This window comes from Actinomyces sp. AC-20-1 (assembly GCF_023369555.1).
Classification (GTDB): Bacteria; Actinomycetota; Actinomycetes; order Actinomycetales; family Actinomycetaceae; genus Actinomyces.
In genome coordinates, this window is the sequence record NZ_JACJVC010000002.1 from 151740 (window position 1) to 178715 (window position 26976).

A 26976-nucleotide genomic window follows, 5' to 3' on the forward strand; every position below is an offset into this window, starting at 1 on the left:
GCCCGGCCCCCTCACCCCCATCGTCAGCGACATGTGGGACAAGGACCGCTCCTGGACGCTCGCCGCCTACCGCGCCCACGGCGGCTACGAGGGCCTGGCCAGGGCCAAGACCCTCAGCACCGACGAGCTCGTGGGCGCCGTCAAGGCCTCCGGCCTGCGCGGACGCGGCGGCGCCGGCTTCCCCACCGGCCTCAAGTGGTCCTTCCTGCCGGCCCCCGACGGCGGGCCCCGCTACCTCGTCGTCAACGCCGACGAGTCCGAGCCCGGCACCTGCAAGGACATCCCCACCCTCATGGCGAACCCCCACGCGCTCATCGAGGGCATCGCCATCACCTCGCGCGCCATCGGCGGCGACCACGCCTTCGTCTACCTGCGCGGCGAGACCCCCCACGTCTACCGCCGCCTCCTGGCCGCCGTCCGCGAGGCCCGCGAGGCCGGCCTGCTCGACACCGGCTTCGGCCTCGACGGCCAGCAGAGCCTGCGCATCACCGCCCACGCCGGCGCCGGAGCCTACATCTGCGGCGAGGAGACCGCCCTGCTCGACTCCCTCGAGGGCCGCCGCGGCCACCCCCGGCTCAAGCCCCCCTTCCCGGCCGTCGCCGGCCTGTACGCCCGCCCCACGGTCGTCAACAACGTCGAGTCGATCTGCCAGGTCCCCGGCATCTTCCGCCACTCGCCCGAGTGGTACGCCTCCATGGGCACCGAGAGGTCCTCCGGCCACGGCCTGTTCTCCGTCTCCGGCCACGTGCGCCGCCCCGGCCAGTTCGAGGCCCCCTTCGGCATCACCATGCGCGAGCTCATCGACATGGCCGGCGGCGTCCGCGAGGGCCACGAGATGAAGTTCTGGACCCCCGGCGGCTCCTCCACCCCGCTGTTCACCGCCGACGAGCTCGACGTCCCCCTCGACTACGAGTCCGTCGTCGGCGCCGGCTCCATGCTCGCCACCCGCGCCCTGCAGGTCTTCGACGACACCGTCTCGGTGGTGCGGGTCGTGGCCCGGTGGACCGTGTTCTACCAGCACGAGTCCTGCGGCAAGTGCACCCCCTGCCGCGAGGGCACCTACTGGATGCGCCAGATCCTCGAGCGCCTGGAGGCCGGCAAGGGCCTGCCCGGTGACGTGGAGAAGCTGGAGGACATCGCCTCCAACATCGCCGGACGCTCCTTCTGCGCGCTCGGCGACGCGGCCGCCACCCCAGTGCTGTCCGGCATCAAGCGGTTCCGGGACGAGTTCGAGGCCGGGTGCACCACGCCCGCCCGCGAGCTCTTCCCCTACGCCGCCTCGGCCATCGTTGAAAGTGCACGGTGAGACATGACTGACATGGTCAAGATGACGATCGACGGCATCCCCGTCGAGGTGGCCAAGGGCACCCTGCTCATCCGCGCCGCCGAGAAGGTCGGCGTGCGCATCCCGCGCTTCTGCGACCACCCCCTGCTGTCGCCGTCCGCCAACTGCCGCCAGTGCCTGGTGGAGGTCGCCATGCCCGGGCGCGACGGCGTCGTGCGCCCCATGCCCAAGCCCCAGCCCTCCTGCGCCATGACGGCGATGGAGGGCATGGAGGTCTCCACCCAGGCCACCAGCCCCGTGGCCGCCAAGGCGCAGGCCGGCACCATGGAGTTCCTCCTGGTCAACCACCCGCTCGACTGCCCCGTGTGCGACAAGGGCGGCGAGTGCCCCCTGCAGAACCAGGCCCTCGAGCTCATGGCCAGCGGCGCCCAGTGCGTCACCCGCTTCACCGACGTCAAGCGCACCTTCCCCAAGCCCCTGCGCCTGACCAGCAACATCCTGCTCGACCGCGACCGCTGCATCCTGTGCCAGCGCTGCGTGCGCTTCGCCGACCAGGTCCCCGGCGACGCCTTCATCACCCTGCAGGGACGCGGCGCCGGCCACGCCGGCGGCGAGCTCACCGGCGGCCTCTACTCCGAGCAGATCGGCCGCTTCGACTCCACCGTCCTCGACTTCACCGACCCGGCCGTGGACCTCGAGGCCCTCGAGACCGTGCGCGGGGAGTCCTACCTCGCCCCCGAGGCCGGTCTCGCCGGCCCCGGCGGCGACCCCGGCATCGTCGACGGCCGCGCCTACGGACCCCTCGGCAACGACGAGCTCGACGTCTCCGGGCGGCCCTTCGCCTCCTACTTCTCCGGCAACATCATCCAGATCTGCCCCGTCGGCGCGCTGACCAGCGCCCGCTACCGCTTCCGCTCGCGCCCCATGGACCTCGTGTCCACGGACTCGGTCACCGAGCACGACGCCTCCGGCTCCGCCATCCGCGTCGACATGCGCCGCGGCACCGTCCTGCGCCGCCTGGCCGGCAACGACCCCGAGGTCAACGAGGAGTGGATCACCGACAAGGACCGCTTCGCCTTCGCCTGGTCCTCCCTGCCCGACCGCCTGAGCGTGCCGCTCGTGCGCGACGAGACCACCGGCGAGCTCGTGGCCACCAGCTGGTCCGACGCCCTCGACGTCGCCGCCCGCGGCCTGGAGCAGGCCCGTGCCGACGGCGGCGTGGGGCTCCTGCCCGGCGCCCGCCTCACCCTCGAGGACGCCTGGGCCTGGTCCCGCTTCGCCCGCACCGTGCTGGGCACCAACGACATCGACCAGCGCGTGCGTGACCACAGCGCCGAGGAGGACTCCTTCCTCGCCGCCCGCGTCGCCGGCACCGGCCTGGGCGCGGTCACCTACCGCAGCCTCGAGAGGGCCGGTCAGGTCCTGCTCGTCGGCCTCGAGCCCGAGGACGAGTGCGGCTCCCTCTTCCTGCGCCTGCGCAAGGGCGTGCGCGCCGGCGGCGTCGCGGTCGCCAGCGTCACCAGCGTCCTCACCCGCGCCGCGCGCAAGCTGGGCGCCCAGACCATCCTCACCGCCCCCGGGGGCGAGGCCCGCGCCGTCGCCCTGCTGCACCAGAGCCACCCGGAGCTCGTCGAGGCCCTGCGCGGCGAGGGAGCCACCATCCTCGTCGGTGAGCGCGCCGCCGCCGTCCCCGGCCTGCTCACCGTCGTCGACACCCTCGCCACCTCCACCGGCGCCCGCCTCGCCTGGGTGCCGCGCCGCTCCGGCGAGCGCGGCGGCATCGAGGCCGGCCTCCTGCCGCACCTGCTGCCCGGCGGGCACCCCGTGGCCGACGAGGCCGCCCGCGCCCGCGTCCAGCAGGCCTGGGGCATCGAGACCACCGGCCTGCACGCCCGCACACCCCTGCCGGCCCAGCCCGGACGCGACACCACCGCGATCCTCACCGCTCTGGCCGACGGCGAGCTCGGCGGCCTCGTCGTCGGCGGCGTCGACCTGCGCGACTTCCCGGACCCCGGCCTGGCCCGCACGGCCCTGGCCTCCTCCGGCTTCACCGTCCAGCTCGAGGTGCGCCGCTCGGAGGTCTCCGAGCACGCCGACGTCGTCCTGCCGGTGGCCCCCGCCGTCGAGAAGAACGGCACCTTCGTCAGCTGGGAGGGACGCGTGCGCCCCTTCGGCCAGGCGCACGTCTCGCGCGCCCGCACCGACCGGCAGGTCCTGGGCATGCTGGCCCAGGAGATGGGCACCGACCTGGGCGTCGGCTCCCTCGAGGACCTGCACGCCGAGCTGGCGGGCCTGGGCCTGTGGCGGGGCCCGCGCGGCGCGGTCGTCCTCACCCCCGAGCAGGAGGCCCCGGCCCCGGCCGAGGCGCCCGAGCAGGGCCTGTCGACCGTCACCGGCCTCGACGCCCTGCTCGCCACCCACAAGCCGATGCTCGACGACGGCCGCCTCCAGGACGGCGAGCCCTTCCTCGCCGCCACCGCCCTGCGGCCCGTCGCCCGCCTCGGCGCCGACCTCGCCCAGCGCCTGGGCCTGACCGGCGGCGAGACCGTGCGCGTGTCCACGGCCACCGGCTCCATCGAGCTGCCCGCCGTCGTCGGCGGTGTCGCCGACGGCGCCGTCTGGCTGCCCGAGTGCTCAGCCGGCTCGACCGTGCGCCAGAGCCTCGGCGCCCACCACGGCAGCGCCGTCGTCGTCAGCCTGGCGACCCGTACCGCGAACGACACGGAGGTGGTCCGGTGAGCACCGCGACTGTTCTTCACACGGCCCTCGCCACGGTCGGCGGCGTCACCGCCGACTTCTCCGAGGAGACCTGGTGGCTCAGCCTCCTCAAGGCCGTGTTCATCATGCTCTTCCTCATCGTCTCCACGATCCTGGCGATCTGGGCCGAGCGGCGCGTCCTCGGCCGCATCCAGACCCGTCCAGGCCCCAACGTCAACGGCTTCCTCGGCCTGCCCCAGCTCATCGCCGACGCCGCCAAGCTCATCATGAAGGAGGACTTCTGGCTCAAGGGGGCCGAGAAGCTCATCTACCTGCTGGCACCGGTCATCACGGCCTTCAGCTCCTTCATGATCTACGCGGTCATCCCCTTCGGCCCGCAGGTGAGCATCCTCGGCCACTCCACGCCCCTGCAGCTGACGGACTTCCCCGTCGCCGTGCTCTACATCCTGGCCGTCACCGGCTTCGGCGTGTACGGCCTCATCCTCGGAGGCTGGTCCACCCACTCGACCTACCCGCTGCTGGGAGCCGTGCGCTCCGCCGCCCAGGTCATCAGCTACGAGCTGAGCATGAGCCTGGCGATCCTCACCGTCTTCCTCGCCTCCGGCACCATGTCCACCTCCGGGATCGTCAGCTCCCAGGAGCGCCTGTGGTGGGGCCTGGCGATGCTGCCCAGCCTCATCATCTACGTCATCTCCATGGTCGGCGAGGTCAACCGCCTGCCCTTCGACCTGCCCGAGGCCGAGGGCGAGCTCGTCGCCGGCCACATGGTCGAGTACTCCTCGATGAAGTTCGCCTGGTTCTACCTGGGCGAGTACATCAACATGTTCAACGTCTCCGCGGTGTGCGTCACGCTCTTCCTCGGCGGCTGGCGCTCCTTCGTCCTGGCCTCCTTCTGGGACGGCTTCAACACCGGCTGGTGGCCCATGCTGTGGTTCATCGGCAAGGTCTGGTGCGTCATGCTCTTCATGATCATCACCCGTGGCACGCTCGTGCGCCTGCGCTACGACCGCTTCATGCAGCTGGGCTGGAAGCTCCTCATCCCGGTCTCCCTCGCCTGGTTCGTCCTCGTCGCCCTCGTCCAGGGCTACCGCGCCTTCGCCCTCGGCTCGCCGCGCACGCTCCTGCTCATCCTCGCCGTCGTCTTCCTCGTCGCGATGCTCGTGCTCCTGCTCCTGCCCTCCACCGAGGGGCCGGCGGGCACCCGTGCGGAGCAGGCGGACGACGACGTCGTCACCCCGGCCGACGAGATCGACGCCCTCGCCGACGGCTTCCCCGTCCCGCCGCTGCCCGGCCAGGCCCTGCCCCTGTCGCCGCGCGCGCAGCGCCGTGCGGGCGCCGCCGTCGCAGCCACCACCGCCGTCTCCGAGGCACCCGTCCAGGAGGGACACGATGACTGACCAGACCCCCGCACCCCAGGCCGGCACCGACCACGACCAGTGGCTGCCGGACGAGCCCGGCCTCCTCGGGCGCGTCTTCGCCCCCGTCGCCGGCTACGGCGTGACGGTCTCCTCGATCTTCCGTCCCACGGTCACCGAGCAGTACCCCTTCATCCGCCCGGTGCTCATGCCGCGCTACCACGGCCGCCACCAGCTCAACCGCTACGACGACGGCCTCGAGAAGTGCATCGGCTGCGAGCTGTGCGCCTGGGCCTGCCCCGCCGACGCCATCTACGTCGAGGCCGGCTCCAACGCCCCCGGCGCCCAGTACTCGCCCGGCGAGCGCTACGGCCGCGTCTACCAGATCAACTACCTGCGCTGCATCTTCTGCGGCATGTGCATCGAGGCCTGCCCCACCCGGGCCCTGACCATGACGCACGAGATCGACGAGCTCGTCGGCCCCAACCGCACCGGCCTCATCTACGACAAGCAGGACCTGCTCGCCCCGGTGCCCGACGGCGCCCTCGACGCCCCCCACCCCATGGTCGAGGGCACCGAGGACGGCGACTACTACCGCGGCGAGGTCACCGGCCCCACCCAGGCCCAGGTCGACTGGGTCCGCGCCCACCGCCCCGAGGACCCGACGCTCGCCACCGCGCGCCCCGTCGCCGCCCCGAACCTCGCCAAGGAGGCCGTCCACTGATGGCTACCGCACTGCCCGCCACCCTCACCGACGCCGGCACCATGGGCACCGGCGAGACGGTCCTCCTCGCCGTCGTCGCCCTGCTGTGCGTGGCCTGCGGCCTCGGGCTGCTCGTCTCCCGCCGGGCCGTCACCGCCGCCGTCAACATGATCGGCGTCATGATCGGCCTCGCGATCCTCTACATCGCCAACGAGGCGCCCTTCCTCGGCGTCGTCCAGGTGGTCGTCTACACCGGCGCCGTCATGACCCTCGTGCTCTTCGTCGTCATGCTCGTCGGCGTCGGGGGCGACGAGCCGGTCGTCGGCACCGGCGGCCGCGTCGGGCGCGCCGCCATGGTCGCCGCCGCCCTGGGCCTGGCCCTCGTCGTCGGCGCCGTCGTCACCCGCACCGTCCTCCCGGCCCCGAGGGGCCTGGCCGACTCCGCCGCCGCCACCCCCGCCTCCCTCGCCGTCGTGCTCTTCGGGCAGCACGTGGTCACCATGGAGCTCACCGGGCTGCTGCTCATCGTCGCCGCCACCGGTGCCCTGACCCTCACCCACCGCGAGCGCATCCGCGCCAAGGTCACCCAGCGCAGCCTCATGGAGGGGCGCATGAAGGCCTACAAGGACACCGGCGCCCACCCAGGCCAGAAGACCATGACCGGCGTCTACGCCGCCACCAACGCCGCCACCGCCCCGGCCCTGGCCGCCAGCGGCGAGGCCGTCGAGGAGTCCGTGCCCCGGGTCCTGCGCGTGCGGGGACAGGCCCTCGACCTCGCCGACGTCTCGCCCGAGCTCGCCGCCGCCCAGCGCTCCGGCGAGATCAGCAACCGCATGGACGCCCGCGTCGGGCAGTCCGGCATGGACTCCATGCCCGGCGCCGCCGCCCCGGCCGTCGTCCAGCCCGTCGCCGCCCCGGAGCTCGAGGCCGGCGCACCGCAGGACGACGACCCGGCCGCCCTGCCCACCGACGCGAAGGAGGAGGGCAAGTGAGCCTCCCCATCACCGCCTACGTCGTCCTCGCCGTCGTGCTCTTCGCCCTCGGCGCCCTCACGGTGCTCCTGCGCCGCAACGCGATCATCGAGCTCATGGGCGTCGAGCTCATGCTCAACGCCGTCAACCTCGCCCTCGTGGCCTTCTCCCGGCTGCACGGCAACCTCACCGGCCAGGTCTTCGCCTTCTTCATCATCGTCGTGGCCGCCGCCGAGGTCGTCATCGGCCTGAGCATCATCGTGTCCATCTTCCGCACCCGCAGGTCCACGTCGGTCGACGACGAGAACCTGCTCCAGCACTGAGAGGGAAACCGGGAATGACCAGCACCTCCCTCGCACTGGCGGCCCCCGCCGCCCACGCCGTGGCGGCCCCCGCCACCGGCGCCGCCTCGCTCGCCTGGCTCCTCATCGCCGTGCCGGCGTGCTCGGCCGCCCTGCTGCTCCTGCTCGGGCGCCGCAGCGACCGCTGGGGCCACTGGCTGGGCCTGGCCGCCGCCGTCGCCAGCGCCGGCCTGGGCCTGGCCATCCTCGTCCAGGTCCTCGGCACGCCCGCCCACGAGCGCGTCCTCCAGCTCCACCTGTGGCAGTGGTTCAGCGCCGGCGACCTCGACGTCACCGTCGGCCTGCGCCTGGACCCCCTGTCGCTCACCTTCGTCACCCTCGTGACCTTCGTCGGCGCCCTCATCCACCTGTACTCCGTGGCCTACATGGAGCACGACCGCGACCGCCGCCGCTTCTTCGCCTACCTCAACCTCTTCGTCGCCGCGATGCTCACGCTCGTGCTCGGCTCGTCCTACATCGTGCTCTTCGTCGGCTGGGAGGGCGTGGGCCTGGCCTCCTACCTCCTCATCGGCTTCTGGAACACCGCCGACGCCGACGCCCCGCAGCGCGAGCAGGCCAAGAGCCGCGAGAACGCCACCGCCGCCAAGAAGGCCTTCGTCATGAACCGCGTGGGCGACCTCGGCCTGCTCCTGGCGATGATGGCCATGGTCCACCAGGCCGGCTCCGTCGCATTCGACGACGTCCTCGGACAGGCCGCCGACGGCGCCATCCCCACCGCCTGGCTCACCGCCACCGGCTTCTTCCTCCTCCTGGCCGCCTGCGGCAAGTCCGCCCAGTTCCCCCTCCAGGCCTGGCTCGGCGACGCCATGGCCGGCCCCACCCCCGTCTCCGCGCTCATCCACGCCGCCACGATGGTCACCGCTGGCGTCTACCTCATGGTGCGCTCCGGCGCGATCTTCCAGGGCGCCCCCGCGGCCCAGACCGCCGTCGCCGTCGTCGGGGCCCTGACCCTCCTGCTCGGAGCCGTCATCGGTGCCGCCAAGGACGACATGAAGAAGGTCCTGGCGGCCTCCACCATGAGCCAGATCGGGTACATGATGCTCGGCGCCGGCCTCGGCCCCGCCGGCTACGCCTTCGCGATCTTCCACCTGCTCACCCACGGCTTCTTCAAGGCCCAGCTCTTCCTCGGCGCCGGCAGCGTCATGCACGCCATGAGCGACCAGGTCGACATGCGCCGCTTCGGGGCCCTGCGCACGGTCATGCCCGTCACCTGGGCCACCATGGGGATCGGCTGGCTCGCCATCCTCGGCATCCCGCCCTTCAGCGGCTTCTGGTCCAAGGACAAGATCATCGAGACCGCCTTCGTCGGCGAGGGCCTGGCGCCCTGGCTGCTGGGTGGCGTCGCCCTCCTCGGCGCGGGCCTGACCGCCTTCTACATGTCCCGCCTGTTCTTCATGATCTTCCACGGCCAGGCCCGCTGGACCACCGCCGCGGACATCGAGGGCGAGGTCCACCCCCACGAGTCCGGCTGGCTCATGACGGCCCCGCTCGTCGTCCTGTCCGTCTTCTCCGTCGCGCTGGGCGGCCTGCTCACCATCGGTGACGCCTTCGTCACCTGGCTCGAGCCCGTCACCGGTCACGCCGAGCACGGCCACCCCGTCCTGCCGGTGCCCGTCATCATGGCGGCCACCCTCGCCGTCGTCGTCATCGGCGCCCTCGTCGCCTGGATGATGTACGTGCGCCGCCCCGTCGAGACCGTCGTCCAGCCCGGCAACGTGCTCGTCGAGGCCGCCCGCCACGACATGTACCAGGACGCGCTCAACGAGGCCGTCGCCATGCGCCCCGGCCAGGGCCTGGTCCTGGCCGCCACCGCCACCGACCGCCACGTGGTCGACGGCGCCGTCGAGGGCCTGGCGGCGGGGACCGCCGGCCTCGGCCGCCTCGCCCGTCTCACCCAGTCCGGGTACCTGCGCACCTACGCGGCCTACACGCTCGTCGGCACGGTCATCGCGCTCGTCGCCGTCCTGGCCGGCCGCCTCTGAGAGGAAACGCCACATGCAGATCATCGACTCCGCGTTCCCGGTGCTCACCACCATGGTGCTCGTGCCGGGGCTCGGCGCGCTCCTCCTGTCCCTTCCGGTGCTGCGCCCGTGGGCGCGCGCCCTGGGCCTGGCCGTCGCCGTCGTCGAGCTCGGCCTGGGCGTCTGGGCCGCCACCCTCTTCGACTACTCCGCCCGGGCCGCCACCCAGCTCGCCGAGACCCACGCCTGGATCCCGCGCTTCGGGATCTCCTGGGCCCTGGGGCTCAACGCCCTCGGCCTGGCCATGCTCCTGCTGGCCGTCGCGCTCGTGCCCCTGGTCCTGCTTGCCTCCTGGGGCGAGGTCCCCGCGGACCGCCAGGCGCTGTTCAGCGGCCTCGTCCTGGCCCTGGAGGCCTTCGTCGTCGTCATCTTCGCGGCCCGCGACGTCTTCCTCTTCTACGTCGCCTTCGAGGCCATGCTCGTGCCCGTCTACCTGCTCATCGGCCGCTTCGGCGGAGCCGACCGCAGGCGCGCGGCCACCAAGTTCCTCCTGTACTCCCTCGCCGGCGGACTCGTCATGCTCGTCGGCGTCGTGTGCCTCCTGCTGTACTCCGACGGCTCCGAGGGCGCCTACCTCTTCGAGCGCCTCGTGCTCGCCACCCCCCTCGCACCCACCCACGTCGGGCGCCTGCTCTTCCTCAGCTTCTTCATCGCCTTCGCGATCAAGGCCCCCATGGTGCCGGTGCACACCTGGCTGCCCGACACCGCCGAGCAGGCCACCCCGGGCACCTCGGTCCTGCTCATCGGCGTCCTGGACAAGATCGGCACCTACGGGATGATCGTCCTCGTCCTGCCGCTCTTCCCCGAGGCCTCGGCCTGGGCCGCCCCCGTGGTGCTCGTCCTCGCCGTCGTCTCCATCCTCTACGGGGCGCTGGCCGCCATCGGCCAGGACAACCTGTACCGGCTCATCTCCTACACCTCGGTGAGCCACTTCGGCTTCATGGTCCTGGGCATCTTCATCGGCTCCCAGGCGGCCGCCACCGGCGCCATGGTCTACATGGTGGCCCACGGCCTGTCCATCGCCGGCCTCTACCTCACCACCGGCTTCCTCGCCCGCCGCACCGGCACCGTGCTCATCAGCGAGCTCGGCGGCATGGCCCGGGTGGTGCCGGTGCTCGCCGGCACCTGGCTCGTCTCCGGCCTGGCCTCCATCGCCCTGCCCGGCCTGAGCGGCTTCGTGCCCGAGTGGCTGGTGCTTACCGGCACCTTCTCCGTGTCCGTGGCCCTCGGTGCCGCCGCCGTCCTCGGCGTCGTCATCGCCGCCCTGTACGTCCTGCTGCCCTACCAACGGGTCTTCACCGGCGCCCCCGCCCCGGCGCGGGTCGGCTCCAGCGACCTCGACGGCCGGGAGAGAGCCGTCCTCGTGCCGCTCGTCCTCGCGATGCTCGTCCTGGGCCTCGCCCCCTCCTTCCTCACGACGACGCTCGACGGCGTCGCCGAGCAGGTTGCCGCGACGACGGCCCAGGCCCCGGCCGCCGATGTCGCAGCCGCCACCGTCACCACCGAAGGGACCGCCAAATGAGCACCTTCACCGAGCCTGCGATCTACTGGGCCGGCCTCGCCCCCGCCCTCGTCATCCTCGGCGCCGCCGTCCTGGGCGTGCTCGTGGAGGCCTTCGTCCCGCGCCGCGTGCGGCTGAGCGTCCAGACGGTGCTCGCCGTCGTCGCGGTCATGGGCGCCTTCGTGCTGCTCGCGGGCCAGTGGGCCCTCGTCGCCGGCGAGGAGCCGAGGACGGGCCAGATGGCGCACGGCTTCGACCTCGACCCCTTCGGCCTCGCCGCGCAGGGCGTCATCCTCGTCATCGGCCTGCTCGCGGTGCTCACCATGGCGGACCGCACGAGCGCCGGGGACGGCGCCTTCGCCGCCCAGGCGGCGGACCGGCCCGGCCGCGCCGAGGAGGCCGAGTCCCTGCACGCCGGGTGGATGGGCACCGAGGCCCTGCCGCTGACGATGTTCTCGCTGGGCGGCATGATGCTCTTCCCGCAGGCGAGCAACCTCATCTCCCTGTTTGTCATGCTCGAGCTCGTCTCCCTGCCGCTGTACATCATGGCGGCCATGGCCCGCCACCGCCGCCTGCTCAGCCAGGAGGCCGCCCTGAAGTACTTCGTCCTGGGCGCCTTCTCCTCCGCCTTCCTCCTGCTGGGCGCCGCCCTGCTCTACGGGGCCACCGGCTCCGTGGACTACACCGAGATCGCGCAGGTCTCGCTCCTCACCCAGGGCGCGGGTCCCGGCTGGATCATGCCCGCGGGCCTGCTCCTGCTGCTCGTCGGCCTCCTGTTCAAGATCGCGGCCGCGCCCTTCCACGCCTGGAGCCCGGACGTCTACCAGGGCTCCCCGACCCCCGTCACCGGCTTCATGGCCGCCGGCGTCAAGGCCACGGCCTTCCTCGCCCTCGTGCGCGTCCTGGTCATCCTGGGGCAGGCGGACACCGGTGGCCTCAAGGCCGTGCTCAGCGCCATCGCCGTCCTCACGATGCTCGTCGGCACCGTCGTCGGCATCGTCCAGCGCGACGTCAAGCGCATGCTCGCCTACTCCGCCATCGCCCACGCCGGCTACATGCTCATCGCGCTGACCTCCATCAACCACCTGAGCCTGAGCTCGCTGCTGCTGTACTCCCTCGCCTACGGCGCCTCCACCGTGGGGGCCTTCGGGATCATCTCGCTCGTGCGCGTGAGCCACGACGGGGCGGCCGGGGCCGAGGCCACGGACCTCGACTCCTACCGGGGCCTGGGCCGGCGCGCCCCGTGGATGGCCGCCGCCATGACTGTCTTCATGCTGTCCTTCGCGGGCATCCCGCTCACGGCGGGATTCGTCGCCAAGTACGAGCTCTTCCTCTCCGCCGCCCTGGGCGGCGGCGTCTGGCTCGTCGTGGCCGCCGTCGCCTCCTCCGCGGCGACCGCCTTCTTCTACACGCGCCTCATCGTCCTCATGTACTTCCGTGAGCCCGAGGGCGAGGACGTCGTCCTCGTCGGCTCGCGCGGTCCGGTGGCCGCGGCCGTCACCATGGCGGTCGTCGTCACCCTCGTCGTCGGCGTCCTGCCCCAGCCGCTGCTCACGCTGCTCGGCTCCGCCGCTATGCTCGCCCCGTGATCGGATCGATGCCGCTGGACGCCCCCGAGCTCGAGGGCCGGATCTCTCCGGCCCTCGAGGCCGTTGAGAGCCGTCTCATGGAGGTGGTCTCGAGCGCCGACGAGACCATCAACCCGCCGACCTCCCACCTCGCGGCCGCCGGCGGCAAGAGGCTGCGCCCGGTCCTGACCCTGCTGACCGCCCAGCTCGGCGACCCGGACCTCGCCACGGGGGAGCAGGTGCGCGACGCGGGCGTCGCCGTCGAGCTCACCCACATCGCCACGCTCTACCACGACGACGTCATGGACGACGCCCCGCTGCGCCGCGGCGCCCCGAGCGCCCAGACCGTCTGGGGCAACTCCGCCGCGATCCTCACCGGGGACGTGCTCGTGGCCCGCGCCTCCCAGCTCGTCGCCGCCCTGGGGCCCCAGGCCGTCCTCGCCCACGCCAAGACCTTCGAGCGCCTGTGCATGGGCCAGCTCCACGAGACGCTGCCCGTGCCCGCCGGCGTGGACCGCGTCGAGCACTACATCCAGGTCCTGGCGGACAAGACCGGCTCCCTCATCGCCGTCTCCGCCCGCTACGGCGCCATGCTCACGGGCGCGGGCCAGGCGACCGAGGCGGTCGTCGAGGAGTTCGGGGAGAGGATCGGCGTCGCCTTCCAGCTCGCCGACGACGTCATCGACCTCACCAGCGACTCGGCCACCACCGGCAAGACCCCGGGCACGGACCTGCGCGAGGGCGTGGACACGATGCCGGTCCTGCTCCTGCGCCGCGCTCTGGCGGCGGGCGAGCTCGACGCCGAGGGGCAGTCGATCCTGTCCACCCTGTCCTCGGCGGACCTGTCCTCGGACGAGGTCCTGGCCGAGGTGGTCGCCCGGCTGCGCGAGCACCCGGTGCTCGAGCGCACCCGCCGGATGGCGATGTCCTGGGCCGAGCAGGCCGTGGCGGTGCTGGCGGGCCTGGAGGATGCCGCAGCCGCGGGCGCCGAGGAGCGCCTGGACGCCGCCGGGGTCACCGACCCGGGCGAGCGCGAGGCCGTCCTGTCCTCGACCCGGCAGCGCGCGGCGCTCGTGCGCGCCGGGATGGAGCAGTTCGCCCACCTGCTGGTGGACCGGGCGGCCTGAGGCCCGGGCCCGGCGCCGCCGTCGGGTGACGCAGGTAATGGACTCAGCCGTGACGTTGGTCCCTACACTGGGCACCGCAACCGAAGGAGTCACGTGAACCCGCTCTCCGTCGCCGTCATCGGCGCAGGCCCCGCCGGCATCTACGCCTCGGACATCCTGTCCAAGTCAGGCCTGGACGTCAGCATCGACCTCCTCGAGCGGCTGCCCGCCCCCTACGGCCTCGTGCGCTACGGCGTGGCCCCCGACCACCCGCGCATCAAGCAGATCATCGTCGCCCTCTACAAGATCCTCCAGCGCGGCGACATCCGCCTCATCGGCAACGTGGAGGTCGGCCGCGACATCAGCGTCGCCGAGCTGCGCCAGCACTACGACGCCATCGTCCTGGCCACCGGCGCGGACACCGACGTCACTCTCGACATCCCCGGCATCGACGCCCCCGAGTCCTACGGGGGGGCGGACTTCGTCTCCTGGTACGACGGGCACCCGGACCACCCGCGCACCTGGGACCTGAGCGCGAAGGAGGTCGCCGTCATCGGGGTGGGCAACGTCGCCCTCGACATCGCCCGCGTGCTCGCCAAGCGCCCCGAGGACCTCATGACCACCGAGATCCCCGCCAACGTCGCCGCGGGCCTGGTCGCCTCCCCGGTGACGGACGTGCACGTCTTCGGCCGGCGCGGCCCCGCCCAGGTGAGGTTCACACCCCTCGAGCTGCGCGAGCTCGGGCGCCAGAGGGACGTCGACGTCACCGTCGACGAGGAGGACTTCGAGTACGACGCCGGCAGCGAGGAGGCCCTGCGCGCCTCGAACCAGCAGCGCCAGGTCGTCAAGGCCCTCGAGGGCTACGCCATGCAGGAGCCGCAGGACCTCACCGCCTCGCGCACCATCCGCATCCACCTCTTCGAGGCCCCCCACGAGGTCCTGCTCGACGAGGGCGGGCACGTGCGCGCCCTGCGCACCGAGCGCACCCGCCTCAACGGCGACGGCAGCGTGAGCGGCACGGGCGTCTTCCGGGACTGGCCCTGCCAGGCCGTCTACCGCGCCGTCGGCTACGCGGGCAGCGCAGTAGAGGGGCTGCCCTTCGACATCGAGCGGCACGTCGTGCCCAACGAGGGCGGGCGCGTGCTCGGCGAGGACGGCGCCCCCCTGCGCGGCGTCTACGCCACCGGCTGGATCCGCCGCGGCCCGGTCGGGCTCATCGGCTCGACCAAGTCGGACGCGCAGGAGACCATCGCCCACCTCGTCGCCGACGCCCAGGCAGGCCTGCTGCACGCCGACGACGAGGCCCAGCCGGGTCACGAGGCCGTCATGGCCCTGCTCGAGCAGCGGGGCGTGCCGTACACGACCTGGCAGGGCTGGGAGCTGCTGGACGCCTACGAGCGCCGGCTGGGCGAGGACCACGGGCCGGTGGAGGTCACCGGCGGCGGGCTGCGGACGCGCGAGCGGGTCAAGGTGGTCTCCCGCGAGGCCATGACGGCGATCTCGCGCGGCGCCGGCGCCCCGGAGGACCCGGCGGCGCTCATCGGCGAGCCGGACCCGCAGCGCGTGCCGGATCGGGTCGCCCACCGGCTCGCGCGCTAGCGGGCAGCACGAGCACAGGTACTCACAGGAAGGCGCAGGGCCATGCGAATCGGGATCCCCACTGAGGTCAAGGACCACGAGTACAGGGTCGCCATCACCCCGGCCGGCGTGCACGCCCTGGTCGGCCGCGGGCACACCGTGACCGTCCAGGCCGGCGCCGGGCTGGGGGCCGGCATCGCCGACGCGGACTACGCCGGTGCCGGCGCCCACGTCGTCGCCGAGGCCGCCGAGGTGTGGGGCCGGGCCGAGATGGTCGTCAAGGTCAAGGAGCCGGTGCCCGACGAGTACCACCTCCTGCGCCGCGACCTGGTCCTGTTCACCTACCTGCACCTGGCTGCCGACCGGTCCCTGACCGAGGCGCTCCTGGCCGCGGGGACCACGGCCATCGCCTACGAGACCGTCGCCGACGACGACGGGAGCCTGCCGCTGCTGGCACCCATGTCCGAGATCGCCGGGCGCCTGGCCGCCCAGGTGGGGGCCGACTGCCTGCTGCGGCCCCGCGGGGGCTCCGGGGTGCTGCTGGGAGGTGCCGCCGGGGTGCGTCGCGGCGACGTCGTCGTCCTGGGCGCAGGGACCGTCGGCACGGCCGCCGCACGGCTGGCCGCGGGCATGGGGGCGGATGTCACGGTCTACGACATCGACCCCGCCCGGATGCGGCGCATCGAGGAGTCCACCGGTGGGCTCGTGCGCACCCGTTACTCCACGCCCCTGGACGTCGAGGCCGCCTGCCTGGGCGCGGACCTGGTCATCGGGGCGGTGCTCGTGGCCGGTGAGCGCACCCCGCACCTGGTCAGTCACGAGCTCGTCACCCGGATGCGGCCCGGGTCGGTGCTGGTGGACGTCGCCATCGACCAGGGCGGCTGCTTCGAGGACTCGCACCCCACGACCCACTCCGAGCCGACCTTCGAGGTCGACGGGCGGGTCCTGTACTGCGTGGCCAACATGCCCGGGGCGGTGCCCCACACCTCCACCTACGCGCTGACCAACGCGACCCTGCCCTACGTGCTGGGCCTGGCCGACGCGGGCTGGCGCGAGGCCTGCCGGTCCCGGCGCGACCTGGCCCGCGGTGTGAGCACCCACGACGGCGCCCTGTACACCCCGGGAGTCGGTCAGGCCCTGGCCCTGCCGGTGGCCGACCTGTCCGCCCTGCTCGACTGAGGAGCGGGCGCGCCGGTGCCGTCGCACAGTCGGCACTCAGCGCACGGTCAGCCCCGTGTCCTAGGGTGCGCTCGTGAACCACCACAACAGCCTCAAGACCGCCGTCCTCATGGGCGGCCTGTGGACGCTCCTGCTCGCCCTCGGCTGGCTGCTCGCCCAGGGCACCGGCTCCAGCGTCTGGCTGCTCATCATGCCGCTCATCGGCGTCGCCCAGACGGCCTACGCCTACTGGAACTCGGACACGATCGCCGTGCGCTCCATGGGCGCCATCGAGGTGAGCGAGGCCCAGGCCCCGACCATGCACGCGATCGTGCGCGAGCTCTCAGCGGCCGCCGGCCAGCCGATGCCCCGCCTGTACGTCGCCCCGACGATGAGTCCCAACGCCTTCGCCACCGGCCGCGACCCGCAGCACGCCGCCGTGTGCTGCACGCAGGGTATCCTGCAGCTGCTCAACGAGCGCGAGCTGCGCGGCGTCCTCGGCCACGAGCTCAGCCACGTCTACAACCGCGACATCCTCACGAGCTCGGTGGCCGCAGGGATCGCCGGCGTCATCTCCTCGGTCTCGCAGATGGTCCTGTGGTTCGGCGGCGGGCGCGACCGGCGCGACGGCAACGTCGTCGTCCTGGTCCTGCTGTCCCTGCTCGCGCCCCTGGCGGCGAGCCTCACCCAGTTCGCGGTCTCACGCACCCGCGAGTACGACGCCGACCACGACGGCGCGGTGCTCACGAACGACCCGCTGGCGCTGGCGAGCGCGCTTCGCAAGCTCGACGGCGCGGTCGCCGCGGCCCCGATGAGCCAGGAGCCCCGGGTGGAGACGGTCAGCGCGATGATGATCGCCAACCCCTTCGGCCGGGTACGCAACCTCTTCGCCACGCACCCGCCGATGGAGCAGCGCATCGCCCGCCTGGAGCAGATGGCCGGGTACTGATGGGAGCCGACCTCGGGCGCCGTGTCCGGCAGGCCGCCGCGGCCGGCCTCCTGCGAGGGGTGCCGGCGGGGGAGGTCCGGGTCGAGCCCCTGGGCTGCGGTGAGAGCTACAGCGCCTGGCTGGTCCAGGGCGCTGAGCAGGCGCGCGTGGTGCGGGTGGCACGACGGCCCCGTGAGGAGATGCCCCGTCCCATGGAGGCGGAGCTCGCCGCCCTGGAGCGCGTCCCGTCCCACCTGGGCTCACGCGCCCTGGGTGCGGAGCCGGACCCCGACAACCCCCTGGGCGCGCCCTACATGGTGGTGACCCACGTGCCCGGGCGGGTGATGACGCCACAGGACTGGAGCCCGCAGCTGGGTGAGCAGCTGGCGGCCCAGCTGGTGCGCCTCCACCGGGCCCTGGCCGATCCGCCCGCCCCGGAGGCCCGGACCCTGACCCCGGTCGGGCGCACCGCCCACGAGACCCTGGCGTGGTGGCGCGCCCACCACCCCGGGGCCCTGGCGGACCCGCTGGCCGCCGGACTCATCGACCCCTGGCTGGAGCGCGTCCAGGTCCACGACCCCGCCTTCGTCGGGACGCCCCTGCGGGGTCGGGTGCACGGCGACGTCGTGGTCACCAACGTCATCATCGGTCCCGACGGCGTCCCCCGGTTCATCGACTTCGAGTGGGCCGAGCACGAGGACCCGGCCAAGGACCTGGCCCTTATCGGCGGCGGCATCGTGGGAGGGCCCTGGTACGCGCCGCTAAGCCGGGATGACGTCGTGGCCCTGGTGGCCGGCTACGCGCGGCGGCTGCGTCGCGACTGCGTGCCGGGGGAGGTGGCCGACAGCGACCCGGAGCGCCTGCTGGCCCGTCGCGACGCCTGGGAGCTGCTGGACCGGATGGGAAACCTCTTGTACTGCCTGAGCCGGGCGGAGCAGGGCGGTTACCGCCGCTGGGCGCAGAGCCTGTCCGCCGGTCTGTCCCGTGCCCTGGGCGCAGGTGCGTGAGGTGCTGGTGGGTGAGGTGCTGGTGGGTGAGGCGGTGGCGCGCTCCTGACCGGTCGCCCTCGCCGCCGGTCCCCCTCCTCCCCACCCCCGAGATCCTCGGTTTGCGCTCGAACGTACGGCAAAACCCCAGGGACCTCGAGCGCAAACCGAGGAGGTGGGCGCGGGTCAGCGGTAGTTGACGAACTGCAGGGCGGCGTCGACGTCGAGACCCTTGAGCAGGGCGATGACCGCCTGGAGGTCGTCGCGCGACTTGGAGGACACGCGCACCTCATCGCCCTGGATCGTGGCCTTGACGCCCTTGGGGCCCTCGTCGCGGATCGCCTTGGTGATCTTCTTGGCGACCTCCTGGCTCAGCCCCTCCTTGAGCGGGCAGACCATCTTGTAGACCTTGCCGGACAGACGGGGCTCCTTGTCACCCAGGTCGAGGGCCTTGAGGGAGACCCCGCGGCGGAAGAGCCTGGACTGCAGCACGTCGAGGACGGCGAGGACGCGCTCGGCGGAGCTCGCCTGCATCGTGATGGTGTCCCCGCTGAGCTCGACGGCGGCGTCGACCCCGCGGAAGTCGTAGCGCTGGGAGATCTCCTTGGCCGTCTGGTTGACGGCGTTGTCGACCTCCTGGCGGTCGAGCTTGGAGACGACGTCGAATGAGGACTCGGAGGCCATGGGCGTCCTTTCGTCGGGCCGGTGCGGCGCGGGGTGGTGGTGCCGATGAGGGGCGGGCGGTGCGGTCGTGCTGTGCGGAGCTGTGAGTCCCATGAGCCCTGTGAGCAGGGTCCTACAGCCGGGATTGGCGCCGTGGCTCATCGGCTTGCTATTCTTCCACGGCGCCAAGCGATCGCTCCTCGGAGCGCGAGTACGGAGCACGGCGGGTTGCCCGAGCGGCCAATGGGAGCTGACTGTAAATCAGCCGCGGAATGCTACGGGGGTTCGAATCCCTCACCCGCCACCATGATCGGAGGGTCCTCGGACCCGAGGGTCAGCGCCCCTGACGGGGCGGTCCGCAGTGAGCGAGTCCACGCGGATCCGGTTTGCCCAGGCAAGGCGGTTCTGCTTACGATTCCGCTCGTTGCCTCGATAGCTCAGTGGTAGAGCACTTCCTTGGTAAGGAAGAGGTCACGAGTTCAATCCTCGTTCGAGGCTCTGATGCAAGGGGGCCGTTCAGGCCCCTCATGCATTGACAAGGCGAGGTAGCTCAGCTGGTTAGAGCGCACGACTCATAATCGTGAGGTCGAGGGTTCGAGTCCCTCCCCCGCTACGCAAGGTTCGAGCACACCCCGGCTCGAGGATCAGACAGAGGAGAGACACGTGGCCAGCAAGTCCACTGACGTCCGCCCCAAGATCACTCTGGCTTGCTCGGAGTGCAAGGAGCGCAACTACATCACGAAGAAGAACCGTCGGAACACCCCCGACCGTCTCGCGATCAGCAAGTTCTGCGGCCGCTGCGGCAAGCACACCGAGCACCGCGAGACCCGCTGACTCCTCATCCTCCCGGTAGCCTCCGGGCATGAGCAGCCCCGCCAGTCACCCGACCGGCGGGGCTTCGTCGTGCCCGGGGCCCGACGTTGACCCCGCAGCGGTCGCCGACTGCCTCAGCGCCGTCCTGGCCCGCCTCCGGTGGGGGTCCGACGGCGTCCCCGAGGTCGCTGCGCGTGCGACCCGACTCGTCCTGCCGGCACTCACCACCCTGGCGGCCCTGCGCCCGCTCCTGGGCCCCTGGGACGGTATCGTCCACCGGCGCTGCCGGCTGGTGCCCCTGGGGGGCCCGGAGGGGGCAGCCCGCTCCGTCGGGGCGGAGGGGACCCGGGGCGGGCGGGGGTGCGACGGCGCCGCAGGCCCTCCTGCCGGAGGGGCGCCCTCCTGGTCCGCTGCCGCGCGCGGCTGGCGCACCCTCACCGTGAGCCTGCTGGACGGCGCCACCGAGGTCACCCACTGGCTCGCGCGCCACGACGGCGGGGACCCGAAGGCGGCGGGACTGGCCGGCACGGGCCCGCGGGCGGGGGCCCCGACGGCGGTGGCGCCCACGCCGCCCGGCACGCGGGTCCCGGGCCCGGGGGCGCCCCGCCGGGGCCCCGGGGCGGACACTGGCACAGCCCCACCGGGAGCCGCGCCCCCGCCCGGGGCCGGCCGTGAGGGGCCGGCCCTGCTGCTCACCCCCGCCGACGTGGCCGCCTGGGCCCGGGCCACGGGCGACCGCAACGCCCTGCACCTTCTCCCCGGTGCCGCCGCGCGCGCGGGCCTGGGGGCGGGGGAGACTGAGATCGTCGCGCACGGCACGCTGCTGGCCGCCCTCAGCCTCGCGGTGGCTCCGGCGCGGCGCGCGGACCTGCGCCTCGTCGCCCCGGCCGTCGTCCCTCCCGAGGGGCTGCGCCTGCGCCTGGCGCCGGACGGCGACGTCCTGAGTGAGGGTGACGTCCTGCTGCGCAGGCGCTGAGCGGGGCGCGGCCGGGGCGGGCGTGGTATACCTGTCCCACAGGTCGTTCAATTCTGAACGACATTGTCGGTGGGGAGAGGACCAGGACGCACCATGAGCACGCAGACGCCCCCGAGCGCGCAGGCCCCCGCAGACGGCTGCGGCCAGCAGCCCCCCTCCGCACCGGACCGCGGCCGGGACCACCTGACGCGGGGCCTGGCCACCCTCGAGGACACCAGCGTCCTCGACACCGAGGAGATGGCCGCCTGGCGCGCCTTCCTCTCCGCCTCCCTCGGCGTGACCGCCAGGCTCAACCACGAGCTCGAGGCCAGCGCCGGCATCTCCCTGCACGAGTACGAGATCCTCGTGCGCCTGTCCGAGGCCGAGGGCATGAGCATGCGCATGTCCGCCCTCGCCGACCGCGTGAGCCACTCGCGCTCGCGACTGACCCACACCGTGGGGCGCCTGGAGAAGGAGGGCTACGTGCGCCGGGGCTCCTGCCCCTCCGACCGGCGCGGTGTCGTCGCCGAGCTCACCGAGGACGGCCTCGCCTTCCTGCGCCGCACCGCCCCCCTCCACCTCGCGGGCGTGCGCCGCCACGTCATCGACCGGGTGCCGCCCGCGCAGCGCGCGGCCTTCACCGCGCTCATGAGCGCCCTCGTGGACGAGGGCGAGGGCCTCTGAGGCGCGGGCCACCGGGCCGCGCCGCTCGACGCCACGGCCGGGGCCGCCCGGCGCCGTCGGCTCAGGGGCGGGGCAGCAGCGCCGCCAGCTCCTCCCAGACGGCCGCCAGCGCAGGCAGCAGCGGGCGCCGCGCACCCCCCTCCTGGGGCGGGTGCGGCGGGGCCCAGCGCCCGACCCCGTCCTCACCCGTGTCCACGGTCAACGCCACCCACGCCAGCGCCGAGGACTCGCGGTCCACCGGGAGCAGCCGGTCCCAGGCGGCCTCCGACGGCGCCCGGGCCGTGAGCGTCGTGTAGCGCCACGTCCCGTGCTCCTGGACCTGGGATCCTCCCAGCACGAGCAGGCGGGCCGGCAGACCCGTCTCCTCCTCCACCTCGCGCAGGGCCGCCTCGGCGGGCCCCTCGCCGTCGGCGACCGCCCCTCCGGGCAGGCCCCACGTGCCGCCCCGGTGCGTCCACCCGGCGCGCAGCTGGAGCAGGACCTCCAGCTGCGGACCACTGCCCGCGGAGCCGCTGCCCGCAGCCCCGCTGCCCCCTGCGCCGCCGGGAGCCCCCGACGGCGCCTGCCGCCACACGAGCAGACCGGCCGCACCGCCCAGACCCCAGTGGCGCCTCCCGCAGGCGCAGTCCACCCAGCCGTCACCGGGGTGGTGCCGCGAGCCGGAGGGGGCGAGCCTCACCGGCCGCCCAGGCGCACCCCCGTGGGTGAGGGCGGCAACGAGCCGGGCGCGCGTCGCCTCGGGCCGGACGATCTCGTCGACCCAGCCGGCCTCACGGGCCACCACGGCCGTCTCCCGCCCCTCCTGCTCGGCCACGAGCCGCCGACGCAGGGCGCCGACGTCGTCGCCCTCCTCAGCGGCCCGCGCCAGGATCCGCCGGGAGGTCAGGCTCACGGCGCTGTCCGCGTCCATGACCCCCAGGCGGGCCTCCGGCCAGGCCAGCGTGAGCGCGCCGGACAGGGCCTTCGAGCCGAGCGCCACCTGGGCGCCCCCGTAGGCGCGGCGCGTCACCAGCGTGACGAGCTGGCCGCCGTCGGAGCCGAAGGAGGCGTAGGCCGCCACGAGAGCGGCCCCGTGCCGCACCGTCCCGGCGGCCTCGGCCTCGGGACCGGGCAGGAAGCCGGGGGTGTCGACGACGGTGAGGACCGCGAGCCCGAGCCGGCGGCACAGCGCCAGGTGCTCGGTCACCTTCTGCGAGGCCTCAGGGGTCAGCGCCCCGGCGAGGGACAGCGGCTGCGTCGCCACGACCCCCACGGGCACGCCCTCGACGCGCGCCAGGGCCGTGACCGCGCTCGTGGCCCACGAGCCCCGCAGCTCGAGCAGGTCGCCGCGGTCGACGAGCCGGGCCAGGAGCGCGCGCACGTCATAGGCCTCGGCGCGCTCGGGCACGAGCAGGCCGGTGCCCGCGTCGCAGGGGGCGACGGCGGTCCCCGCCCCACCGGGACGCAGCGGCAGCGCCGGTCCCTCGGGGGTGTGGACAGGGGCGTAGGCCAGCAGCCTGCGCACCGCCCGCCAGGCCCCGGCCTCGTCGGGGACCGTCAGGTGCGCGGTGCCCGCCTGCTCGGCGTGCACGCGGTAGCCGCCCAGCGCCTCGGCGTCCGCCTGCTCGCCCGTGGAGGAGGCGAGCACGGCGGGCCCGGTGAGGAAGACCCGGCCCCGGCCCTCGACCATGACGAGCACGTCGGTCAGCGCGGGGGAGTAGGCGGCGCCCCCGGCGGCGGCCCCGAGGACGAGCCCCACCTGCAGGGTGCGCCCGCGCGCACGGGTCTGCGCGGCCAGGACGAGGCCCACGCCCCCGAGCGCGTCCACGCCCTCCTGCACGCGCGCCCCGCCGCCGTCGAGCAGGCAGATGACGGGCAGGGCCTCGTCGGCGGCCCGGTCGATGAGGGCGGCGACGCGCCCGGCCCCGGCCAGGCCGATGGTGCCGCCCCTGACGGTCGGGTCTTGCGCCCACACCAGGGCCTCACGCCCGTCCAGGCGCGCACGGGCGGTGAGCACCGCGTCGCCGTCGACGACCGCGCGCAGGGAGCCGGGGTCCGCCAGCGCGGCCACACGTGAGGCGGCGTCGCGCGGGGCCGGGGCCTCCACGCGCACGGCGGGCTCGTCGTCCCGGCCCGATGGGACGAGGACCGCCAGCCGCTCGCCCGCCCGCACGAGGGCGCCGACGACGGTGCCGGGCTCGGCGACCGCCTCCCCCTCGGTGGGGGCCGGGACGGGCACCCGCATCTTCATCGCCTCGAGGACGACGACGGGCCGGCCCGCGTCCACGTGGCCCTGCTCGACGGCGACGACCGTGCCCGCCATCGGCGCGCGCAGGACGAGCGGCCCACTCGGGCCGGTGCCACCGGCCCGGGGCCTGGCACGACCGGCTTCCGGGGCGCCGGCGCCCTCCTCCGCCGCGCTCCCGGGGCCCAGGCGCAGCACCTCCTCGAGCCAGCGGGTGGTCACGGTGTAGCCGTCCTCGGCGCGCAGGCCCGGGTGGGCCAGGGCCTCGCGCAGCAGCGGGGCGAGCGTGCGCACCCCCCTGACCGAGACGGCGGCGAGGGCCTCGTCCAGCGCGTCCAGCGCCCCGTCCCGCTCCTCGTCGACGGCGACCAGCAGCGCCAGCGGGTCCGAGACCCCGGGCACGAGCGCGTCCCCGGCGAAGACCGAGCGCTCCGTGCGAAGGCGCGGCAGGCCGGCCGCCAGCCCCGCCGCCGCGCGCCGGCGCTCGGCCGGCAGGCTCAGGGGCACGTCGAGGCCGAGCACGTCGCCGGACTCGGGCAGGAGCGTGCCCGGGTCCTCGGCGTACAGGCGCGCCTCGACCGCGTGACCGCGCACGGGCACCCGCCCGCCCTCGTGCGTCAGGCCGGCCAGCGCCCGCCCCAGGTCCGCTCCCTGCGCCAGGAGCAGCTGGGCGCGCACGAGGTCCGCGCCCGTGACCTCCTCCGTCACCGCGTGCTCCACCTGCAGGCGCGCGTTGACCTCCAGCAGCAGGGGCTCGCCCTCGGCCGGAACGAGGAACTCGCAGGTCGCCGCCCCCGTGAGGCCGGCCGCACCCAGGAGGGTGCGCGTGCGCTCCTCCAGCGCTCCCACGACGCTCGCGGGCAGGTGGGGGGCCGGGGCCTCCTCCAGGAGCTTCTGGGAGCGGCGCTGCACCGAGCACTCGCGCGTGCCCAGGGTGACCAGGCGGCCGGAGGTGTCCGCCAGGGCCTGCACCTCGACGTGGCGCGCCCCGCCGACCGCCTCCTGCAGCATGAGGGGGCCGAGGCCGGCCAGCGAGGCCAGCGCCTGGCGGGCGCGGCGCCCACGGCCGGGGTCCTCGGCCCCGGGCAGGACGACGACGCCGCGCCCGCCCCCGCCGTGCACCGTCTTGAGCACCGCCGGGCCCGGCACCCGGTCCAGGGCGTCGTCAAGGTTCTCGGCACCCACCGGCAGGGACAGGGGTGCGGGCACGCCCAGGCGGCGGGCCAGGCCCGCCAGGGCGAGCTTGTCGGACAGCAGGTCCAGCGCCTCTGCCGAGGGCCCCACCCAGGTCAGGCCCGCCGCACCCACGGCTCGGGCCAGGTGCGCGGACTCGGCGGCGAAGCCGACCCCGGGGTGCAGGGCGTCGGCTCCCAGGCTTGCCGCCGCCGCGACCAGCGCCTCGACGTCGTCGTAGGCCCCGACCTCGACGGCGTCGTCCAGGGCCCGCAGCCACAGGCTGTCGCGGTCCGCGGCCGTGAGGACGCCGACGGGGCTGACCCCCAGCGCCCGGGCGCCGCGGGCCAGGCGCAGGGCAGTGCCCGAGCGGGCGGCGACCAGCAGGCGCCTCATGCGGCCCCGCGACCCGCCGCCCCGGCCCGCCCCGGGGCCCCGGCCGCCAGGTCCCACAGGTCGGTCCACGTCACCCCCAGGCCCGCGAGGAGACGACGCAGCAAGGGCAGCGACAGGCCGACGACGCCGTGGGGGTCGCCCTCGACCCCCTCGATGAAGGCACCGCCGTAGCCGTCGATGGTGAAGGCCCCCGCGCACCACTGCGGCTCCCCCGTGGCGACATAGGCCTCGACCTCCTCGGGCGTGGGTGAGCCGAAGCGCACGACCGTGGAGGACACGCCCTCCGCCATGGCCTGATCGGCGTCGCCGTCGCCCAGGCGCACGAGGGCGTGCCCGGAGTGCAGCACCCCGGTGGCGCCGGCCAGGGCGGCCCAGCGCTCGCGGACGGCGGTGTCCGTGCGCGGCTTGCCGACGACCTGCCCGTCGATCTCCAGCATCGAGTCGCAGCCGACGACGACGGTGACGGCCCCCTCGAGGGGCGTCGAGCGGCGGGCGACGGCGAGGGCCTTGGCCCTCGCCAGGGCCTGGACCTGCTCGGTGGGCGTGGGCCGGGGGAGCCCGCTGCCGGTGTGCTCCCGGGCGAGCGCGGCGAGCACGGCGGGCTCGTCGACCTGAGAGACGCGCACGAGCGGGGTGACGCCGGCGGCGCGCAGCGTCGCGAGGCGGCCGGGGGACTGGGAGGCGAGGATGAGGGCGGCTGGGCTCACGCCCCCAACCCTAAAGGGGGTGGTTCCGTGGGGCGGATGTCACGCATCCCTGGTCAGAGAGTCCTTCAGCTCGACAGCTCCGCGGGTTTCTGCGGCTCACGTGCTGCCCGGAGAGCCCCGGACGGATTCCGACCAGGGAGGAGTGACACGTGGGTGGACGGTGCGGTGCCGGGCTAGCGTCGTGCCCGTGAGCGAGACCACCGCGCCTGACGCGCCCACCCGCAGCGGCCCGGGCCCGGCCGCCCCCGCACCGGGCCTGGCCCCCCTCACCACCGTCGCGCGGACCGGATCGACCAACAGCGACCTCATCGACGCCCTCACCCGCGACCCCCGCGCCGCACAGCGCCGTTGGCCCCACCTGTCGGCCCTGCGGGCCGTGCACCAGAGCGCCGGGCGCGGGCGCGCCGGCCGCAGCTGGGTCACCCCCGGCCGGGGGGCCCTCACCCTCTCCGTCGTCCTGCGCCCCCTCGTGCCCACCGACCGCCTGCCCTGGCTGCCGCTCGTGGCGGGCCTCGCCGTCCATGACGCCCTGAGCCGGGTCCTGGCGGCCGAGGGCTCGGCCTGGACCGCCAGGACCAAGTGGCCCAACGACGTCCTCCTCCTGCCCCCGGACCGGGCCCCCGTCGAGGAGGTCGCGGGATGGGGGCGGGGCCGCAAGGTCGGCGGTCTGCTCGCCGAGGTGGCCCACCCGGCGCGCTGCGCCCCCGCGGTGGCACCGGAGGGCCGCGACGAGGCCGCCGTCGTCGTCCTGGGCATCGGCCTCAACGTGGGCCAGGAGCGCGCTGACCTGCCGGTGCCCTGGGCGGGCTCGCTCCGCCTCGCCGGCGCCCACCTGAGCCCGCAGGACCTGCTCGTGCCGCTCGGCAGCGCCCTGGCGGCCAGGACCGCGCAGTGGGAGCACGACGGCGGCGACCCCGGGGCTGCGCTGCTGGGCGCCCTGCGCGCGGCCTGCCTCACGCTGGGGCGGACGGTGCGCGTCGAGCTGCCCGGCGGCGGTGCCATCGAGGGCCGGGCCCTCGACCTCGAGCCCGGCCTCGTGGTGGAGGCCGACGGGGGCAGGAGGGTCGTCGCCGCCGGGGACGTGAGCCACCTGCGCACCCGGTGACCCGCTCGATTGAGCA

General features: G+C 74.2%; 21 protein-coding genes and 3 tRNA genes. 21 read left to right on the top strand and 3 right to left on the bottom strand.

Annotated features, from left to right (window positions below):
- Window positions 1-31: 31 nt before the first annotated feature.
- From nuoF to H6X67_RS02190, 14 genes are all read left to right on the top strand, one after another.
- Window positions 32-1306, top strand: a complete 1275-nt coding sequence (gene nuoF, locus H6X67_RS02125) for an NADH-quinone oxidoreductase subunit NuoF (RefSeq protein WP_249368291.1) — start codon at window positions 32-34, stop codon at window positions 1304-1306.
- Between the two features lie 3 nt (window positions 1307-1309).
- On the top strand, window positions 1310-4024 hold the full coding sequence (locus H6X67_RS02130; RefSeq protein WP_249368269.1) for an NADH-quinone oxidoreductase subunit G: 2715 nt from the start codon (window positions 1310-1312) through the stop codon (window positions 4022-4024).
- Window positions 4021-5400: an NADH-quinone oxidoreductase subunit NuoH gene (nuoH, locus tag H6X67_RS02135; protein WP_249368268.1), complete on the top strand. Its 1380-nt coding sequence runs from the start codon at window positions 4021-4023 to the stop codon at window positions 5398-5400. Before H6X67_RS02130 ends, nuoH begins: the two co-directional genes overlap by 4 nt.
- A complete protein-coding gene (gene nuoI / locus H6X67_RS02140; RefSeq protein WP_249368266.1) occupies window positions 5393-6082 on the top strand; it encodes an NADH-quinone oxidoreductase subunit NuoI in 690 nt (229 codons plus the stop codon). Before nuoH ends, nuoI begins: the two co-directional genes overlap by 8 nt.
- Window positions 6082-7053 carry an NADH-quinone oxidoreductase subunit J gene (locus H6X67_RS02145; RefSeq protein WP_249368264.1) on the top strand — a complete coding sequence of 324 codons (972 nt, stop codon included), beginning with the start codon at window positions 6082-6084 and terminating at the stop codon, window positions 7051-7053. The genes nuoI and H6X67_RS02145 overlap by 1 nt, the downstream gene beginning before the upstream one ends.
- On the top strand, window positions 7050-7355 hold the full coding sequence (gene nuoK / locus H6X67_RS02150; RefSeq protein ID WP_166856323.1) for an NADH-quinone oxidoreductase subunit NuoK: 306 nt from the start codon (window positions 7050-7052) through the stop codon (window positions 7353-7355). The genes H6X67_RS02145 and nuoK overlap by 4 nt, the downstream gene beginning before the upstream one ends.
- A 14-nt stretch (window positions 7356-7369) precedes the next feature.
- Window positions 7370-9376, top strand: coding sequence for an NADH-quinone oxidoreductase subunit L (gene nuoL / locus H6X67_RS02155; protein WP_249368262.1), 2007 nt, complete (start codon window positions 7370-7372; stop codon window positions 9374-9376).
- 13 nt (window positions 9377-9389) lie between these two features.
- On the top strand, window positions 9390-10937 hold the full coding sequence (locus tag H6X67_RS02160) for a complex I subunit 4 family protein (protein WP_249368260.1): 1548 nt from the start codon (window positions 9390-9392) through the stop codon (window positions 10935-10937).
- Window positions 10934-12505 carry an NADH-quinone oxidoreductase subunit NuoN gene (gene nuoN, locus H6X67_RS02165; protein ID WP_249368258.1) on the top strand — a complete coding sequence of 524 codons (1572 nt, stop codon included), beginning with the start codon at window positions 10934-10936 and terminating at the stop codon, window positions 12503-12505. Before H6X67_RS02160 ends, nuoN begins: the two co-directional genes overlap by 4 nt.
- A complete protein-coding gene (locus tag H6X67_RS02170; protein WP_249368256.1) occupies window positions 12502-13611 on the top strand; it encodes a polyprenyl synthetase family protein in 1110 nt (369 codons plus the stop codon). The genes nuoN and H6X67_RS02170 overlap by 4 nt, the downstream gene beginning before the upstream one ends.
- 93 nt (window positions 13612-13704) lie before the next feature.
- Complete coding sequence (locus tag H6X67_RS02175; protein WP_249368255.1) at window positions 13705-15189, top strand: FAD-dependent oxidoreductase; 1485 nt, start codon at window positions 13705-13707, stop codon at window positions 15187-15189.
- A gap of 42 nt (window positions 15190-15231) precedes the next feature.
- A complete protein-coding gene (gene ald, locus H6X67_RS02180; RefSeq protein ID WP_249368253.1) occupies window positions 15232-16347 on the top strand; it encodes an alanine dehydrogenase in 1116 nt (371 codons plus the stop codon).
- Between the two features lie 109 nt (window positions 16348-16456).
- Window positions 16457-17275 carry a zinc metalloprotease HtpX gene (htpX, locus tag H6X67_RS02185; protein WP_249368289.1) on the top strand — a complete coding sequence of 273 codons (819 nt, stop codon included), beginning with the start codon at window positions 16457-16459 and terminating at the stop codon, window positions 17273-17275.
- Entirely contained in the window at window positions 17275-18261 is a 987-nt protein-coding gene (locus H6X67_RS02190; RefSeq protein WP_249368251.1) for a phosphotransferase enzyme family protein, read from the top strand. Before htpX ends, H6X67_RS02190 begins: the two co-directional genes overlap by 1 nt.
- A gap of 165 nt (window positions 18262-18426) precedes the next feature.
- On the opposite strand, the gene H6X67_RS02195 is transcribed toward H6X67_RS02190, so the two are convergent.
- Window positions 18427-18924 (bottom strand): YajQ family cyclic di-GMP-binding protein, encoded by a 498-nt coding sequence (locus H6X67_RS02195; protein ID WP_249368249.1) that lies wholly within the window; start codon window positions 18922-18924, stop codon window positions 18427-18429.
- Window positions 18925-19125: 201 nt separating this feature from the next.
- Between H6X67_RS02195 and H6X67_RS02200 the strand changes: the two genes are divergently transcribed.
- The 6 genes from H6X67_RS02200 (at window position 19126) to H6X67_RS02225 (ending at window position 21355) form a co-directional block, all read left to right on the top strand.
- Window positions 19126-19210: transfer RNA gene (locus tag H6X67_RS02200), tRNA-Tyr, on the top strand.
- 119 nt (window positions 19211-19329) lie between these two features.
- A tRNA-Thr gene (locus tag H6X67_RS02205) sits at window positions 19330-19401 on the top strand.
- Between the two features lie 41 nt (window positions 19402-19442).
- Window positions 19443-19516 (top strand) — tRNA-Met (locus H6X67_RS02210).
- A 50-nt stretch (window positions 19517-19566) separates the two neighbouring features.
- Window positions 19567-19737, top strand: a complete 171-nt coding sequence (gene rpmG / locus H6X67_RS02215) for a 50S ribosomal protein L33 (protein ID WP_249368247.1) — start codon at window positions 19567-19569, stop codon at window positions 19735-19737.
- A 28-nt stretch (window positions 19738-19765) separates the two neighbouring features.
- A complete protein-coding gene (locus tag H6X67_RS02220; protein WP_249377019.1) occupies window positions 19766-20692 on the top strand; it encodes a MaoC/PaaZ C-terminal domain-containing protein in 927 nt (308 codons plus the stop codon).
- A gap of 93 nt (window positions 20693-20785) precedes the next feature.
- A complete protein-coding gene (locus H6X67_RS02225) occupies window positions 20786-21355 on the top strand; it encodes a MarR family winged helix-turn-helix transcriptional regulator (RefSeq protein ID WP_249369824.1) in 570 nt (189 codons plus the stop codon).
- 61 nt (window positions 21356-21416) lie between these two features.
- On the opposite strand, the gene H6X67_RS02230 is transcribed toward H6X67_RS02225, so the two are convergent.
- Together H6X67_RS02230 and H6X67_RS02235 are read right to left on the bottom strand one after the other, a co-directional pair.
- The gene (locus H6X67_RS02230; protein WP_249369826.1) at window positions 21417-25148 is read right to left on the bottom strand and encodes a carboxyl transferase domain-containing protein; all 3732 of its coding nucleotides are present in this window, start codon (window positions 25146-25148) and stop codon (window positions 21417-21419) included.
- Complete coding sequence (locus H6X67_RS02235) at window positions 25145-25855, bottom strand: Maf family protein (RefSeq protein WP_249375441.1); 711 nt, start codon at window positions 25853-25855, stop codon at window positions 25145-25147. The genes H6X67_RS02230 and H6X67_RS02235 overlap by 4 nt, the downstream gene beginning before the upstream one ends.
- Window positions 25856-26042: 187 nt before the next feature.
- Here H6X67_RS02235 and H6X67_RS02240 point away from each other — a divergent pair, with 187 nt between their 5' ends.
- The gene (locus tag H6X67_RS02240) at window positions 26043-26960 is read left to right on the top strand and encodes a biotin--[acetyl-CoA-carboxylase] ligase (protein ID WP_249369145.1); all 918 of its coding nucleotides are present in this window, start codon (window positions 26043-26045) and stop codon (window positions 26958-26960) included.
- Window positions 26961-26976 lie beyond the last annotated feature (16 nt).